Source organism: Virgibacillus sp. LDC1 (assembly GCF_025792345.1).
Classification (GTDB): domain Bacteria; phylum Bacillota; class Bacilli; order Paenibacillales; family Paenibacillaceae; genus Paenibacillus_AQ; species Paenibacillus_AQ lautus.
Genome location: NZ_JAOXLZ010000001.1, coordinates 984,441 through 998,754 on the forward strand (window position 1 = coordinate 984,441; position 14,314 = coordinate 998,754).

The following is a 14,314-nucleotide window of genomic DNA, read 5'->3' on the forward strand; positions in this document are numbered from 1 at the left end:
CTTTTTCCTCCCTCATTTGCACATACAATTGATAAAGGAGAGATTCACAATGCAGATTGGTATTATCGGTGCAACAGGGAAAGCGGGAAGTCTGATTCTCAAGGAAGCACAAGCACGTGGTCATGAAGTAACGGCTATTGTACGTGATGCATCCAAGATCTCCGATTCCAGTGTTAACATTTTGGTGAAGAACGTGCTGGAATTGACGAATGCCGATCTTCAGGGCTTCGATGTCGTCGTGAATGCCTTTGCGGCGGCGCCCGGGCAGGAAACTCAATATGTGGAAGTAGGCCGGGTATTGGTAAAAGCTCTGAAAGGGACGAGTACCAGACTGTTTGTGATGGGCGGTGCCGGAAGCTTGTTTGTAGATGAAGCCAAAACCTTGCGGCTCATGGAAACTCCTGATTTTCCTAAGGAATATTATCCGACGGCATTTCATGCCGGTGAGAACTTGAAAGACCTGGAGCAGGCTTCCGATGTGAAATGGACGTATCTTAGTCCGGCTGCATTCTTTAATCCGAAAGGTCAACGGACTGGCAGCTATCAAGAAGGCAAGGACCATGTTATTGTCAATTCGAGCGGCCAAAGCTATGTCAGCTACGCGGATTACGCGATCGCGGTATTGGATGAACTTGAACAGCCGAAGCATATCAATGCGCGTTATACGGTAGTATCCGAGGCTTAATAGGCCCGGCCACAACCTTCATATAGATCCTTGAATAAGCTGATTTCATCATGAAATCAGCTTATTTTAATGCGGAAAATTCGTTAAGTGAATAATACATCATATGAAAAATTCACAACAAGAGAACCACTTCAATTTATCTAGCTACTTTTATCTAATTCCCCCCCAACCTCCTGTATAGACCCTAGCCCAATAGTGAAAATGGTGGGGAAAGGGCCAGATCATAAGAAACGAATATTGACATCATGAAATCGGCCAGTTGACATTTTTGGCATCTTAATTTGTAGTGTGGGCTGTTTGTAGGTCGCAATGCTTTGCGCAGGAAGAATGGGGACCGGTAAGATGATGGTCTGGCTTTGATCTTTGGGTAGACCATGGATTATGATCTGTGTTCGATTTAGCTTAATCCCTAAATTTTCCGGATGGACACGTTTGGGTACATAACATTTGACAACCAGAAAGTTATGCGTATCAAACGTTTCGTATCGAAGTGTGGAAGGGTTAGGCAGCATTTCATTTCCAGCGGTTGCTTGTCTTATCGTATCCTTCACATAATCCTCAATCACGGTTGGATCCAGCTGAAAATCCTCATTGAGGTCATTAAGATCTTTGAATGGAAAAGATTTGTTGTTGAAAAAGGAGTCCTTCGTTAACCAGTCGGGGCGTTTGGATCTTGAGTTCACTAGATATCCCTCCTTCGTTCTGTAATTTCATTATATGGGCGAAGGAATGTTATAGTGACATCTAGGCATCCAACCACATAGAATAAACCCAAGCGTATGATTTTGAATGAAGAGGTGGAATTGTGGTTTCGATTATCGGCAATATGAAAATTGTTAACGTGGGCCCCAGTTCTACGGTCTTGGTTGGAAATACAGGCGTCATTGATTTAAACAGCACCACAAAAGCGTATTCCGGCGCCAACTCGTTCACCACCGGTGACAGTATTGGCACAAATATAACAAACAACCAGGCCAACAGTACGAATACATTTGATCCGGACCTGATTGATTCGCCTAATGCTTAATTAAGGTTGTGATCCACTGTGAATCTAACAGTACATCAATGCATTAATATACAGCAGCTCCGGGTTGAAGCGGTAACAAACTCTTCGGTGCTGCAGATTGGAACCGCAGGAGAGATCCGGGCATTATCCAATATATATAACACAGGCGGTTTTACAGGTCCTGCGCCTGAGTTTGAGCCTCAGAATAATAACAATCCCTTGGTTCCATTGCCTGCGCCGACTGAAGAACTGTACCGACAAGAATGAGGTGAATTGACTGCGCATAGATTGTATAAGGAGCAGGGAGGCGGTTCCATGTACGATTCCTATTATATACAGCAATTGTTCTATCTTCTTCGTACTCAGTCAGACCAGCTGAGTAGAATGGAACAAATGCTGAAGGAAATGCGCAGTGAAATAGATCGATTAAGACAGGGAAGCGAGAAAACGATAGATCGGGTGGAATATAATTTTGATTTATTGAAAATTGAAAAATTGGAAGGCACCTTAAATATTGGACTGATGCCTAAAGAGGGGCAGTCCCTGGACGATATTACCGTGAATGGTCAGCCGTTAGCACAGTCCTCGTCGGGATATGCCGACGGTGAGCAGTACTCGAACATATATCAGAATGTATCACGTTATCTAGAAGACATCGTACCCGAGCAGATCGAACGCGTGATTTCCGAAGCCAATCTTGTACCTGGTGATGAATATGCTGCGGTTATGATAGAAGATATTCGTAAACAACTCGGAGACCGTATTACGGTGTATCTGAAGCAATATCAAACGAACAGGGAAGGCATGAACCCGCTAGACGTAGAGCAATCGATCATCAAACAAGTGAAGAGTGAGATCGTTACGGCAGTTGAACAGCATCTTCTTAATTTGCAACGAGGGAAGTGGAATTCAAATGAAAATGACAGTCGTGAATAAAGAGCTCCAGGTTGGTTCGATTCGCATTACGGCGATCTCAAGTTCGTCCGTACTGTTGATAGGAGATACCCATGTCATTACTAGCTCCTCCATGTACGATACGCCTTCCGAATCACTGCAAATCAGTCCGCTTGTTCCGTTATCCCCGGGCTCGGCACCATGAAACGTCATTCACATGTTGATCATATGTATATTATCAATATATCAAATAGTTCAGCATGTATATGCGGTGAATCGGGACATATCGATGCCAATACGCGTGCATTGGCGGTTCAGCGGCAGGTCCCGGTGTTTTTTGAAGATGAGGGTAATTATGAGGATTACTCGATATTTTCCAGATCCATACCGACATGGCCGTCACAGTCAGACGTAGAGCTCAACATTATACAAGACCATAAGAAGATTCATGTGGGATGCCTCGAAATTATAGCGGCTGCATCTGCATCGGTTGTACAGGTGGGTCCGAACGATACCATGGATTTGGAATCCAGGGTGAAGGCGATTAGACACTTTATTACGGGTGCGCCCGAGTATTTAAAGGATTATAAGGGAGTCATTGTCAAAAAGAGTTTCGTGGAGAAGGAATAATCTCAAGTAGGCGATATGTACAAAACAGGAGGAGCACATGATGCTCCTCCTGTTTTTATGTGATCTACGGATTATTCTCCTTGCTGATGGGCAGCTTCGTCTTTGATCTCTTCCCGGAAGCCGGAAATACTCCTTTCACGACGAGCATTGCGATCTTGAATCTGTTCTTTCTCGCTTGCCGGAATCTCATCCCCAAACTCCTCGAGATAATCTTCGGCTTCACGGTAGTTCTCAATCGTGTTCTGGACTGCCTGCTGCAAATGTTCTACATTGTCTTCGCGATTATCGGGTTTAGCCATGAGTGTTCACCTCCTTAAATTCAACTGCCTTGCTAAAATTACACACCTCAAAAGTCTTCCATAATAAAAACATCCTTATACATATGAGACTGACACTATCAAAAAAGCTACAGTATTGTAAATTTTGCAAGTCAGTTCTTTACATTTCCGTTGGACGTAATATGTTATAATGTCGAAAAAGCAGACTTGCAGCATGACATCGAAATAAGAGGAGGAAGAATTCTTGAGATCAAGTCGTTTTATATTCTGGCTCAGTATGCTAATGATGATGACATTGATGTTAGCAGCCTGTACCTCAGAACCGATAAAACAACAGCAAACTTCTACAGTAGAAGGCCCTCCTGAATCGGTTGAAGATGAAGAAGAAGGTCAGACCATTACACTAGTAACGCCGGATACGGCGATGAAAGCACCTGAGGAAAAAAGTAAATATCAGATACATACACGTTTGACGGATTTCCAGCTCTTAAATGAGTCAACGGGGATTGCATGGGGAATAACGAACACGGAACTGCGCCTTTACCAGACCCAAGATTATGGCGAAACGTGGGTTGATATCTCTCCTTCATCCAACGTTCAATTCGTTGACAAGCTGGAGTATGGGAAAGACATCGTGTTTACGGATAAGAAACATGGCTGGATTATACGTAACAAGCAGAGATCAGCCGAAACGATCCTGCTCAATACGACGGACGGGGGAGACACCTGGAAGCTTTCCTCGCTGCCGGAGACAGGCGTCGTCACGGCCATGTCCTTCGTTTCATCTCAGCAGGGATGGATTATGGCGAAAGGCGACCTTTCGCGGGGCTCCGAGGAGAAGTCGCTATTTCGAACCAACAACAATGGCGGATTATGGGAAGAGGTCATGCAGAATACGGAGTATCCTACATCCCGAGTTCCCGGCAGCGTGATTCCACGAACAGGGTCCATCATCGGCTTAACATTCACGGATTCGCTTGTCGGATTTGCAACCATTCGTGAAATGCAATCCTCCAAATTGTATATTACCCGTGATGGAGGTCAGAAATGGAAGTCCTCCGGTCAGATATTCAAGAGCAAGCTGCTGGATTCGTGCGGTTCGATCTTTGCCGGCACCCCCAAGTTTCTGGGCAGAGGGAGTAGCGGAAGCGAGGTTTATATACCGGTTACCTGCGTGAAGGATGATCAGGCGAGCTATTTGGGTTACTTTACTGCCGACAGTGGGAAATCATGGAATCTGGTGTCATTCCCCATGCCGGGTGATACCGGCAAGGGTTCCATTCAGCCTGTTTTCCGCCGCCTTCATGACGGGTGGAGAATGGTGAATGGTATTGTTTATCATACGAACGATATGGGCAAAACCTGGAAGCCATTTCCGAGGAGCAAGCTGTTGAACGATAATCTCGCCAAATATCCGAACGTGGTAAAACTGCAGTTTACATCTTCTGATGTCGGTTGGATGCTGATTGAAACAACGGACAAGAATCGATCGCGTCTGATGAAAAGCAGTGACGGCGGAGAAACCTGGCAGGGTCTATAATGTAGGGCGAGAATACCTGAATTGAATTCGCCAAGACCAGATCAAAAGCTTATCGACTGTGACCAGCAGTTCTGATAAAGCTTTTTTTCAATATATATTGTGAAATAAATCACAAACATTAACCTTTATGTATGCTACGATAAAGGTGTAATCAGATACTCCAAATTGTTTGGAAGGGGACGATCCATATGCATACCGATCAAATGACGATAAATTTCCTCCGCCTTTGCTACCATTGTGATGATGCATGTTTATGCGACACCGAGGAGCAGTGTCTGGCTTGCTGGAATGAGCAGGAAATGACACCGCAGGAGCATGAAATGACAGGACAAGAAGAAACGATGAAATGGATGAGATTGGCTTACGATTGAATGGAAATGAAGACAATGAAGAGAAGGAATGGAACAGGACGTTCTAGTCCCACGAAGAAGCTGATGACTGGCAAAGTGCAGACATCGGCTTTTTTGGTGCTTCCAGAAAGGGACAAGTTCTTTAAAATTTCAATCAAACTTTCCATGAGGTATGAGTTAAATTGTCCGAAATAAAGCATATACATATTTCAAGACAAGGTGGAGGGGGGAGCCGTATGGGATCGGGGTCAGTTTGGATGTTCGATTTTTTCGGCAGCGTAATGCCCGTGTTTTTCATCGTCGTCATCGGGATCATTTTGCTGTCGGCCGGTAAGGGAATCTTGCAATGGAGTCAGAATAACCGACAGCCTTTGCTATCGGTCGATTCCAAGATTGTGAGCAAGCGAACAGAAGTGAAACATACGCAGCAGACAGATGATACGATGTCGAGCCGTACTCGTACCACCTATTATCTGACATTTGAAGTAGAGAGCGGGGACCGCATGGAGTTTGTTGTAAATGGGGAGGAATTCGGCATGTGCGCGGAAGGAGACGAGGGACTGCTGCGTTTTCAGGGAACCCGTTATTACGGGTTCGTTAGGCACCCGAGGGCGCATCTTAGCGTGGTCCGGGGTTATGACCAACCTAAATAAGTGTCGGATTTGATTTTTATATCCGCCTTCTCTTGTGGTATATAATGAAGGAGAAGAAGGGGCAGCATATGAAATTCCAGGATAAAACGGTCGTGATAACGGGCTCTGCCAATGGGATTGGCCGCGGGTTGGCTGAGGCTTATGCTCTAAGCGGAGCTCGAGTGATAATAAGCGATGTTCATGAAGAACAGGGCAACCTGGCAGCAAGCATCTTGAAGGAACAAGGATTGAACGCGGTTTTCGTCCCTTGCGATGTAAGGAAGGAAGAAGATATTAAACGTCTGATGAACCAAGCCGTTCAATATGCCGGCACCATCGATATTTTGATTAACAATGCCGGGGTCTCCCGGTGGAAATCACCATATGAGCTTACGGTTGAAGACTGGGACGATGTGATCAACACGAATGCCCGAAGCTGCTTTTTAGCTACGCGTGAAGCGGCGGTACATATGAAAAAGGCTGGGAATGGAGGGGCTGTCGTCAATATGTCATCCACGCGTTCGATCATGTCCGAGCCGAATTCGGAGGCTTATGCAGCTTCCAAGGGAGCCATTGTCGCGTTGAGCCATGCCATGGCCGTTAGCCTGGGACCCGATGGGATTCGGGTGAATTGTATAAGTCCAGGCTGGATTGAAACCGGAAACTATGATGAGCTTCGTTCAGTGGACCATAAACAGCACCCTGCCGGACGGGTAGGGATCCCGGCCGATATCGCCAAAGCCTGCTTCTATTTTACCGATCCGGACAATGATTTCGTGACGGGGGCCCATTTGGTTGTGGATGGCGGCATGACCCGCAAAATGATATATGAGCCTTAGTTTATCTGAAGAAGAAGAGCGTCTTCCCATGGAAGGCGCTCTTCTTCTTGATGGTCATGGGGGCGATCGTCTCGTATATGATACAAATTCGTGATGCATTAACATTTTTGAAGAAAACCTGTTCATGATAAATAAAAACAGTATGATGTAATTAATGTAAGTACGAAAAAGTCACATCTAAAGAATGGGAAGGAATGAGGGTATGGGGAAATTGACGACAACCAGCGCAAAAAATGAACGTTCCAATCGAGTGTCCGTGTTCGTTACACTGCTCATGTCCTATCTTGTGATACTGCTGATCCCGGTCATCGTGTTCTGGGGACTGTATACGCAAATCGAGCGGATTATGATCGAGAATGCCAACAACTCCAATATGGCACTGATCGAACAGGCGAAGCAGGTCGTGGATAGCCGACTGGATGAAATGCATCTGATTTCCCGGAACATCTCTTCGCATCCGCGACTGGATGCGCTGCTAAAGGCAAGTTCCCCTCAAAATGGAACCGAGAACTACAATTACTACACTTTTATGCAGGAAATGCAGCGATACCGTAACAGCAGCAGTTTTATCACCGATTTTTATGTATATCTACGGGAGAGCGATACGGTTCTCAGCCCATCCTTAAAGACAACGTCCAGTGTCTTGTTTTCCGATATTTACGGATACGAAAAATTAACCTTTCAACAGTATCAAACAGATGTTCTTCACGGTGTCCACTTTAATCGGTATTTGCCCGTGACCGAAGTTGGCAAGGGGTTAAATCAGAAACGCATGCTCACATATATGCAAACGCTTCCATTTGGTGAAAAGGCTAATCCCAAAGGCGCGCTTGTTATGCTGATTGAGGAGAGGCAGATCGCGGGATTGCTTGAGGAGATTGTGAAAACAAACCACGGAACCATTTACATCAAGGATGCCAGCGGCCAAGTGATTCTGAGTGCTGGTGAATCCGAGGTTCGCGTGGGTAAAACCACGGATCATCCGCGTGTGATGACAGTATCGACTAGATCTACGCGGAGTGGGTGGGAGTACGTATCGGCCGTGCCGGAAAAAGTGTTTATGGAAAAGGTCAATATGGTCAAACGAATGGCCGTTGGCGTTCTGGTCATCTGTCTTGTCGCCGGGATTGCCGCCTGTGCGTTCATGACCTACCGCGCGTATTTCCCTTTGCGCGACATTATCCGCTTCATCCGCCAATCCCATCCGGTTAAAGAGGGAAAGGTACGTAACGAATATGATTATATCAAATCGACCATGGCGGATTCCTTTGGGAAGCAAACGGAGATGAAAGAGCAATTGTCCAGGCAGACACCGGTGATCCGGTCGAATTTTTTGCAGCGCTTACTGAAGGGGAACGTGGATACGGCGGATATGTCCGATCATGCTCTGGATTTCATGGGGATCTCATTCCCGCATTCGAGTTTTGTTGTTGCCTTGATCGAGCTGAGGGATGCCAGCGGGTTCATACATAATGAGCGGGAAAGCGAATGGGCCCTGATCCGTTTTGTCACCGGGAAGGTGGCGGAAGAAATTCATCCCTTTACCGCATATTCCGTAGAGCTGGAGAAGAACGTGGTTGCCATTATTCTAAACATGCCAGAACCGCTGCATGACAAGGCAGCCCAGCTGTACGATTGGGCAGAGGAAGTGAAGCTGGTGATTGAACAGCGCTTTAAATCCGAGATAACGATCGGGATCAGCGACATCCGCACAGGTCTTGGATGTTTGGCGAGCGGTTACACCGAAAGCTTGAAGGCGTTGGAATATTCCATTTTTACTGCGTATAAACCGATTTTATTGTACGAAGAAATGAAGCAGAAAACGGGGGTGTATTATGATTTTCCCATTGAGACGGAAATCCAGCTCATTAACGCCATGAAAAGCGGGGATACGGGTAAGGCGCAGGATATCATCCAGTGTCTGTACCACAATAACTTCAATGGACAATCCATCTCACCTGAGCTCGGCAGACTCATGTTCGCTAACCTGCTCAGCACCATGTTCAAGCTGCTGAATGCATTGAATTTGAAGTACGAGGATATATTCGGCGAGTCGGGGAAATCGCTTGAGGAAATTACGGAAGGAAGTACGGTAGAGGAGCTCTACCGGGAAGTGAAATGGATGCTCGGCAAGGTCTGTCTCTACGTAAGAGATCAAAGGGGAGATTCCTCTTCGCTGCTGCTTGAGAAGATCAAGAGCTACATTGCGGATCACCACGACGATGCCATGATCAGTCTGTCTTCCATTGCCGAGCAGTTCGATATTACGCCGCCCTATCTGTCGGCTTTCTTCAAGAAAAACAGCGGCACCAATCTCACGGATTACCTGGCCAAGATTCGGATCGAGCGCTCCAAGGAAATGATGCGGGATGCCAAAAATACAATATCGCACATTGCCCGTTCCGTCGGGTATACCAGTGACGTCGGTTTTATCCGGGTATTCAAGAAATACGAAGGCATCACCCCGGGAAAATACAAGGAAACCCTGCATTCCCTATCATCGACCTTAAGAAATGATCATCTCAATTCTTAATCCCTGTTTATGAATGTTGAAACTGTACGGTATACGTTGTAAGCGCTTCAGCATTAATATTTGAGGCAGGGCTGGTTGGAATAACTTGAGCCTAGTCTTATCAGATGATCATTCATTAGGAAAAAAGGGAGGCGTCGTGATTTGAAAACAAACCGGAAACGTGTTGCGAGACTTGCGATCTTTATGCTGATTGTGGCTATGATTGCCGGATGCAGCGGAAAAAGCTCGGGGACCGAGGAGCCTGCCGGCGAAAAAGGTAAGGAAGGAACAGGCGTGGCCGCTGGAGGTGACCCGGGATATCCTGAACAGTTGACCTATTGGGTATCGCTGAATGCAAATGCATCAGCAACGATGCAGGATATGAACGGAATCGCTGCATATCAGGAATTGGAGAAAACGACAGGCACCAAAGTGAAGTTCCAGCATCCGCCGGCGGGCCAGGAGGCAGACGCCTTTAACATCATGGTTTCGTCAGGCAATTTGCCGGATGTTGTGGAGCATGGATGGGCCAACGTATCAGGAGGCCCGGATAAAGCCATTTCGGACGGGTCGATCATTCGCCTGAATGAGTTGATTGAAGAGCATGCGCCGAATTTATCGAAAGTGTTGAACGAGCATCCGGAATACAAAAAATTGATCACGACAGACGGAGGGAACATTTACGTATTTCCATTTATCCGCGGGGACGAATATTTGCTGACCTTTAACGGCCTTATCATTCGCAAGGACTGGCTTGACCAGCTTCAGCTGTCCGTTCCGGAAACGATCGATGAGTGGTATGAAGTATTGAAGGCGATCAAGACCAAGGATCCGAACGGAAATGGGCAAGCGGATGAAATCCCGCTCCTGCTTGATATGGATATGACGGGCATCAACCATGCCTTTGTCGGCGCGTGGGGAATTACGACCGGATTTTATCAGGTGGACGGTAAGGTGCAGTATGGACCCATCCAACCCGAATTCAAATCGTATTTGGAGACGATGAGCAAATGGTATGCCGAAGGCCTGATCGATCAGGATTATGCGGCAACGGACGGGACACTCAAAGATGCCAAAGTGACCAACAATCAAGTGGGTGCCTTCTCCGGTTACATGGGCAGCAGCCTCGGCCGCTATTCCGAGCTCATGCTAAAAAGCAATCCTGACGTCGAACTGGTGGGCGCTCCGAACGTTGTGCTGAAGAAGGGGGACACGCCGCTCCTTGGACAGAAGGATTCGCCGTTCAACGGATTTGGGGCGGCTGTTACAAAAGCGAACAAGTTCCCGGCGGAAACGGTGAAATGGCTCGATTACAAATATGGGGAAGAAGGGCATATGCTGTTTAATTTCGGGGTCGAAGGAGTCAGCTACGAGATGAAGGACGGGTACCCGACCTATACCGACGAAGTAATGAAAAATCCAGATGGGCTGTCGATCACCCAGGCGTTGTCGAAATACAACCTGGCCAGTTATTCGGGACCTTTCGTCCAGGATCGCCGTTACATCGAGCAGTATTCCGCGCTTCCTCAGCAGAAAGCGGCCATTGAGACATGGATGAAGGCGGAGAATGACCGTTTGATGCCGATTATTTCGCCAACGGCTGAAGAAAGCACACGTTATGCCTCGATCATGAACGATATTAATACGTACTACGAAGAGATGGTTAACAAATTCATTATGGGCGTGGAGCCGATCAGCGGGTTTGATCAGTTTGTCCAAACGGTTCAAGGTATGGGCATTGAGGAAGCGCTCCAGATTCAGCAAGCCGCGCTGGACCGGTTCAACAGCCGTTAAGTTGTAGGCGCATGAAGAGGGAGAATACCTCGGGATTCTCCCTCTAACTGTGAATGATCTTTTTGTCAGAGGAGGGCATACGGTGCAGCTTAAGGAAGAGACAAACCGCGTTACGATACAGAGCAAGCCAGAGAGCTTCAGCGCAAGAGCTGCGAAGGACTTTCGCCGGAACTCCACGATTTACCTGATGCTGCTGCCGGTTGTGGCTTTTTATGCCGTGTTTCACTATGGACCGTTATATGGCCTGCAGATTGCGTTCAAAAACTTCTCGGCAGGGCTCGGCATATGGAATAGCCCGTGGGTCGGATTTCAGCACTTCAGCGATTTCTTTAACGGATTTTTCTTTGAACGAGTGGTTACCAATACCATTATCCTGGGCGCGTACGATCTCATATTTGTTTTTCCCGCATCCATCGTGCTCGCGTTAATGCTGAATGAGGTACGATATCGCATATTTAAGCGGACGGTACAATCCATTACGTATATTCCCCATTTCATATCTGTAGTTGTGGTTGTCGGGATGCTGGTCGATTTTTTGTCGGTAGACGGGCTGATTAATCATATCATCACCTACTTCGGCGGCAAACCGATATCATTCATGCGGCTGCCGGAATGGTTCCGCACCATTTATACCTCATCCGCCATCTGGCAGGGAATCGGTTGGGGCTCCATTATATATCTCGCAGCTATTTCCAATATCGATCCGTCCCTTTATGAAGCGGCTAAAGTGGACGGTGCCGGCCGCTGGAAGCAGATGCTTCAAATTACGCTGCCCGGCATTCTGCCAACGGTCATCATTCTGCTCATCTTGCGGATTGGTTCCTTTATGGCGCTGCAGGATGAGAAGATCCTGATTATGTACAATCCGGTTACCTATGAGACGGCCGACGTGATCGGTACCTACGTCTACCGTAAGGGGATTCTGGAAGCAAGCTACAGCTTTAGTGCCGCCGTCGGCATGTTTAATTCCATGATTAACTTTATGCTGCTTATTGGAGCCAATTATCTCAGCAAGCGGTTTACGGATACGAAGCTGTGGTAGAAAGGGGGGGCATCTATGCGTACTTCAAAATCTGTCAGTGAAGTCCTGTTTGATTCTGCGAATGTCATTCTCTTGTGCTTGCTATCGATTGTCACGTTATACCCGTTTCTCTACGTATTGTTTGCTTCAATCAGCACGCCGGCTGATTTCGTTCAGCACCGGGGAATCCTGCTGTGGCCCAAGGGCTTCTCGCTGGATTCCTATCGTATGGTATTTGAGAACCCCAATATTATCCGAAGCTACCTGAACACAATATTTTATGTGGTGGTCGGCACGACGCTGAACATTCTGATGACGGCTCTAGGAGCCTATGGCTTATCCAGGAAAAACGTGATGTGGAAGGGCACCATCATGATGCTGATCGTAATGACGATGTTTTTTGACGGCGGGCTCATCCCGAAATACCTGCTCGTGAAAAATATGGGTCTGCTTGATACGTACTGGGCATTGATTATTCCAAGCGCCATGACGACATGGAACTTGATTATTATGCGAACGGCATTCCAAGGGATACCGGATGCGCTTGAGGAATCCGCACGGATCGACGGAGCCAGCGACTGGACCATTCTGTTCCGGATCATCATCCCGCTATCGCTGCCGGTCATTGCCGTCATGGTACTCTTTTACGGGGTATGGCACTGGAATAAATGGTTTGATGCCCTCATCTATTTAAGGGATCGAAACTTGTTTCCGCTGCAGCTGATCCTGCGCGAAATTCTGATTCAAAACGATACCAGCAGCATGATGACCTCGGTAGGCGGGGGAGATCGGATGCCGGTTGGCGAAACGATTAAGTATGCAACGATTATGGTGGCTACGCTGCCGATTTTGTTTCTGTATCCATTTTTGCAGAAATATTTCGTGAAGGGCGTCATGATCGGAGCTATCAAAGAATAAGGAGGCAGTTGACTCATGTGGGAGCAAGCCATTAGGGATGCGGTAGAAAAAACAAAGCGGAATATCGGACAATTCCCGATGAAGTTTCCTCATATCACGGAAGAGAAGCGTTACGAGTGGGGAGAAAGCAATGACTGGATTGAAGGATTCTACACCGGGATGATCTGGCTGTGTTATGAATATACGAAGGACCCGCTGTTTAAGGAAACGGCAATAGCCCAATTGGAGGATTACAAGCTGCGCCTGCAGGAAAAGCGGCATCTGGACCATCACGATATCGGATTTCTGTATTTGCCCTCTGCATTGGCCGCGTGGATCGTGGATGAACTTGAAGAGGGTAAGCAGCTGGCGCTAAAAGCAGCGGATCATCTGATGCTGCGCTGGCGGGAAGAGGGACAGTATATTCAGGCCTGGGGACGGAAAGGCGACGAGAAGAACGGCGGTCGCATTATCATCGATTGCATGATGAACATTCCGCTGCTGTATTGGGCGTATGATCAGACAGGTGATGAGCGATACAAGCGCGTGGCCGTAGCGCACGCGGACAAGAGTCGTCGCTACTTAATGCGGGGTGATGATTCGTCGTATCATACCTTTTACTTCAATCCGGAGGATGGAACCCCCATCCGAGGAGGAACGCATCAAGGATATCATGACGGCTCTACATGGACGCGCGGCCAGGCATGGGCCATCTACGGATTTGCGCTCTCCTACCGCTATACCCGTGATCCGAAATATTTGGATACGGCTTTACGTGCCGCCCGTTTCTTTATCGAATATCTGCCGGAGGATCATGTTGCGTATTGGGATTTTGACGTTCCGATTGAAGCGGATACACCTCGCGACAGCTCCGCTTCCGCCATTGCGGCGTGCGGCATGCTGGAGATATTGGAGCATCTGGACGGAGAAGATGACAATAAAGGGCTATTGACAGAAGCCGTCGATAAGTCGATGATATCTCTCGTAAACCGATATTCTACCATCGGTGAGGCGGGTGAGGAAGGATTGATCAAGCATGGTTCCTATTACGTCAGAGGGGGCGTCGGACCGGATGATTATATGGTCTGGGGCGATTACTATTATCTCGAAGCCTTGCTGCGACTGACCAAAGGGATACCTGGCTATTGGTATGAGAGAGGTCAAGATAATTGAATCTATGAATCATTCCGGGGATGTCGCGTGCTGTGCGGCATTCCCTTTTTTATGTAAAATATC

At 47.4% G+C, this 14,314-nt stretch carries 17 protein-coding genes; 15 read left to right on the forward strand and 2 right to left on the reverse strand.

From position 1 onward, the window contains the following. The first annotated feature begins 49 nt into the window (after positions 1-49). Complete coding sequence (locus tag OHJ21_RS04640; protein WP_486019368.1) at positions 50-685, forward strand: NAD(P)-dependent oxidoreductase; 636 nt, start codon at positions 50-52, stop codon at positions 683-685. Positions 686-906: 221 nt separating this feature from the next. On the opposite strand, the gene OHJ21_RS04645 is transcribed toward OHJ21_RS04640, so the two are convergent. After that, the gene (locus OHJ21_RS04645) at positions 907-1,368 is read right to left on the reverse strand and encodes an Hsp20/alpha crystallin family protein (protein WP_100536531.1); all 462 of its coding nucleotides are present in this window, start codon (positions 1,366-1,368) and stop codon (positions 907-909) included. A gap of 122 nt (positions 1,369-1,490) precedes the next feature. Between OHJ21_RS04645 and OHJ21_RS04650 the strand changes: the two genes are divergently transcribed. The 5 genes from OHJ21_RS04650 to OHJ21_RS04670 are packed head-to-tail and all read left to right on the forward strand — an operon-like array spanning position 1,491 to position 3,215. Next, positions 1,491-1,712 carry a spore germination protein gene (locus OHJ21_RS04650; RefSeq protein WP_009589476.1) on the forward strand — a complete coding sequence of 74 codons (222 nt, stop codon included), beginning with the start codon at positions 1,491-1,493 and terminating at the stop codon, positions 1,710-1,712. Between the two features lie 18 nt (positions 1,713-1,730). After that, a complete protein-coding gene (locus OHJ21_RS04655; protein ID WP_326118115.1) occupies positions 1,731-1,958 on the forward strand; it encodes a spore germination protein GerPB in 228 nt (75 codons plus the stop codon). Between the two features lie 48 nt (positions 1,959-2,006). Next, a complete protein-coding gene (gene gerPC / locus OHJ21_RS04660; protein WP_486019369.1) occupies positions 2,007-2,627 on the forward strand; it encodes a spore germination protein GerPC in 621 nt (206 codons plus the stop codon). Continuing rightward, entirely contained in the window at positions 2,611-2,790 is a 180-nt protein-coding gene (locus tag OHJ21_RS04665; protein WP_486019370.1) for a spore gernimation protein GerPD, read from the forward strand. The genes gerPC and OHJ21_RS04665 overlap by 17 nt, the downstream gene beginning before the upstream one ends. Continuing rightward, positions 2,787-3,215, forward strand: coding sequence for a spore germination protein GerPE (locus OHJ21_RS04670; protein WP_486019371.1), 429 nt, complete (start codon positions 2,787-2,789; stop codon positions 3,213-3,215). The genes OHJ21_RS04665 and OHJ21_RS04670 overlap by 4 nt, the downstream gene beginning before the upstream one ends. A 71-nt stretch (positions 3,216-3,286) precedes the next feature. Here OHJ21_RS04670 and tlp read toward each other — a convergent pair whose 3' ends face one another. Next, a complete protein-coding gene (gene tlp, locus OHJ21_RS04675; RefSeq protein ID WP_326112753.1) occupies positions 3,287-3,514 on the reverse strand; it encodes a small acid-soluble spore protein Tlp in 228 nt (75 codons plus the stop codon). A gap of 223 nt (positions 3,515-3,737) precedes the next feature. On the opposite strand from tlp, the gene OHJ21_RS04680 reads away from it, so the two are divergent. From OHJ21_RS04680 to OHJ21_RS04720, 9 genes are all read left to right on the forward strand, one after another. Then, complete coding sequence (locus tag OHJ21_RS04680; RefSeq protein ID WP_486019372.1) at positions 3,738-5,033, forward strand: WD40/YVTN/BNR-like repeat-containing protein; 1,296 nt, start codon at positions 3,738-3,740, stop codon at positions 5,031-5,033. Between the two features lie 203 nt (positions 5,034-5,236). After that, complete coding sequence (locus tag OHJ21_RS04685; protein ID WP_481856484.1) at positions 5,237-5,404, forward strand: hypothetical protein; 168 nt, start codon at positions 5,237-5,239, stop codon at positions 5,402-5,404. A gap of 215 nt (positions 5,405-5,619) precedes the next feature. Further along, a complete protein-coding gene (locus OHJ21_RS04690) occupies positions 5,620-6,036 on the forward strand; it encodes a DUF2500 domain-containing protein (protein ID WP_100536536.1) in 417 nt (138 codons plus the stop codon). A 68-nt stretch (positions 6,037-6,104) separates the two neighbouring features. Beyond that, positions 6,105-6,854, forward strand: coding sequence for an SDR family NAD(P)-dependent oxidoreductase (locus OHJ21_RS04695; protein WP_100536537.1), 750 nt, complete (start codon positions 6,105-6,107; stop codon positions 6,852-6,854). Positions 6,855-7,056: 202 nt separating this feature from the next. Further along, positions 7,057-9,387 carry an AraC family transcriptional regulator gene (locus OHJ21_RS04700; protein WP_486019373.1) on the forward strand — a complete coding sequence of 777 codons (2,331 nt, stop codon included), beginning with the start codon at positions 7,057-7,059 and terminating at the stop codon, positions 9,385-9,387. Between the two features lie 141 nt (positions 9,388-9,528). Beyond that, on the forward strand, positions 9,529-11,160 hold the full coding sequence (locus OHJ21_RS04705) for an extracellular solute-binding protein (RefSeq protein WP_486019374.1): 1,632 nt from the start codon (positions 9,529-9,531) through the stop codon (positions 11,158-11,160). Positions 11,161-11,242: 82 nt separating this feature from the next. Then, positions 11,243-12,202, forward strand: a complete 960-nt coding sequence (locus OHJ21_RS04710; protein WP_486019375.1) for an ABC transporter permease — start codon at positions 11,243-11,245, stop codon at positions 12,200-12,202. A gap of 15 nt (positions 12,203-12,217) precedes the next feature. Then, a complete protein-coding gene (locus OHJ21_RS04715) occupies positions 12,218-13,099 on the forward strand; it encodes a carbohydrate ABC transporter permease (protein WP_100536541.1) in 882 nt (293 codons plus the stop codon). A gap of 15 nt (positions 13,100-13,114) precedes the next feature. Next, a complete protein-coding gene (locus tag OHJ21_RS04720) occupies positions 13,115-14,251 on the forward strand; it encodes a glycoside hydrolase family 88 protein (RefSeq protein ID WP_486019376.1) in 1,137 nt (378 codons plus the stop codon). Positions 14,252-14,314 lie beyond the last annotated feature (63 nt).

Bases quoted from the DNA above. Each gene is read 5' to 3' on its own strand.
- OHJ21_RS04685 (WP_481856484.1), top strand. From the start codon at position 5,237: ATGACGATAAATTTCCTCCGCCTTTGCTACCATTGTGATGATGCATGT.
- OHJ21_RS04695 (WP_100536537.1), top strand. From the start codon at position 6,105: ATGAAATTCCAGGATAAAACGGTCGTGATAACGGGCTCTGCCAATGGG.
- OHJ21_RS04665 (WP_486019370.1), top strand. From the start codon at position 2,611: ATGACAGTCGTGAATAAAGAGCTCCAGGTTGGTTCGATTCGCATTACG.
- OHJ21_RS04715 (WP_100536541.1), top strand. From the start codon at position 12,218: ATGCGTACTTCAAAATCTGTCAGTGAAGTCCTGTTTGATTCTGCGAAT.
- OHJ21_RS04700 (WP_486019373.1), top strand. From the start codon at position 7,057: ATGGGGAAATTGACGACAACCAGCGCAAAAAATGAACGTTCCAATCGA.
- OHJ21_RS04640 (WP_486019368.1), top strand. From the start codon at position 50: ATGCAGATTGGTATTATCGGTGCAACAGGGAAAGCGGGAAGTCTGATT.
- OHJ21_RS04670 (WP_486019371.1), top strand. From the start codon at position 2,787: ATGAAACGTCATTCACATGTTGATCATATGTATATTATCAATATATCA.
- gerPC (WP_486019369.1), top strand. From the start codon at position 2,007: ATGTACGATTCCTATTATATACAGCAATTGTTCTATCTTCTTCGTACT.
- OHJ21_RS04720 (WP_486019376.1), top strand. From the start codon at position 13,115: ATGTGGGAGCAAGCCATTAGGGATGCGGTAGAAAAAACAAAGCGGAAT.
- tlp (WP_326112753.1), bottom strand. From the start codon at position 3,514: ATGGCTAAACCCGATAATCGCGAAGACAATGTAGAACATTTGCAGCAG.
- OHJ21_RS04690 (WP_100536536.1), top strand. From the start codon at position 5,620: ATGGGATCGGGGTCAGTTTGGATGTTCGATTTTTTCGGCAGCGTAATG.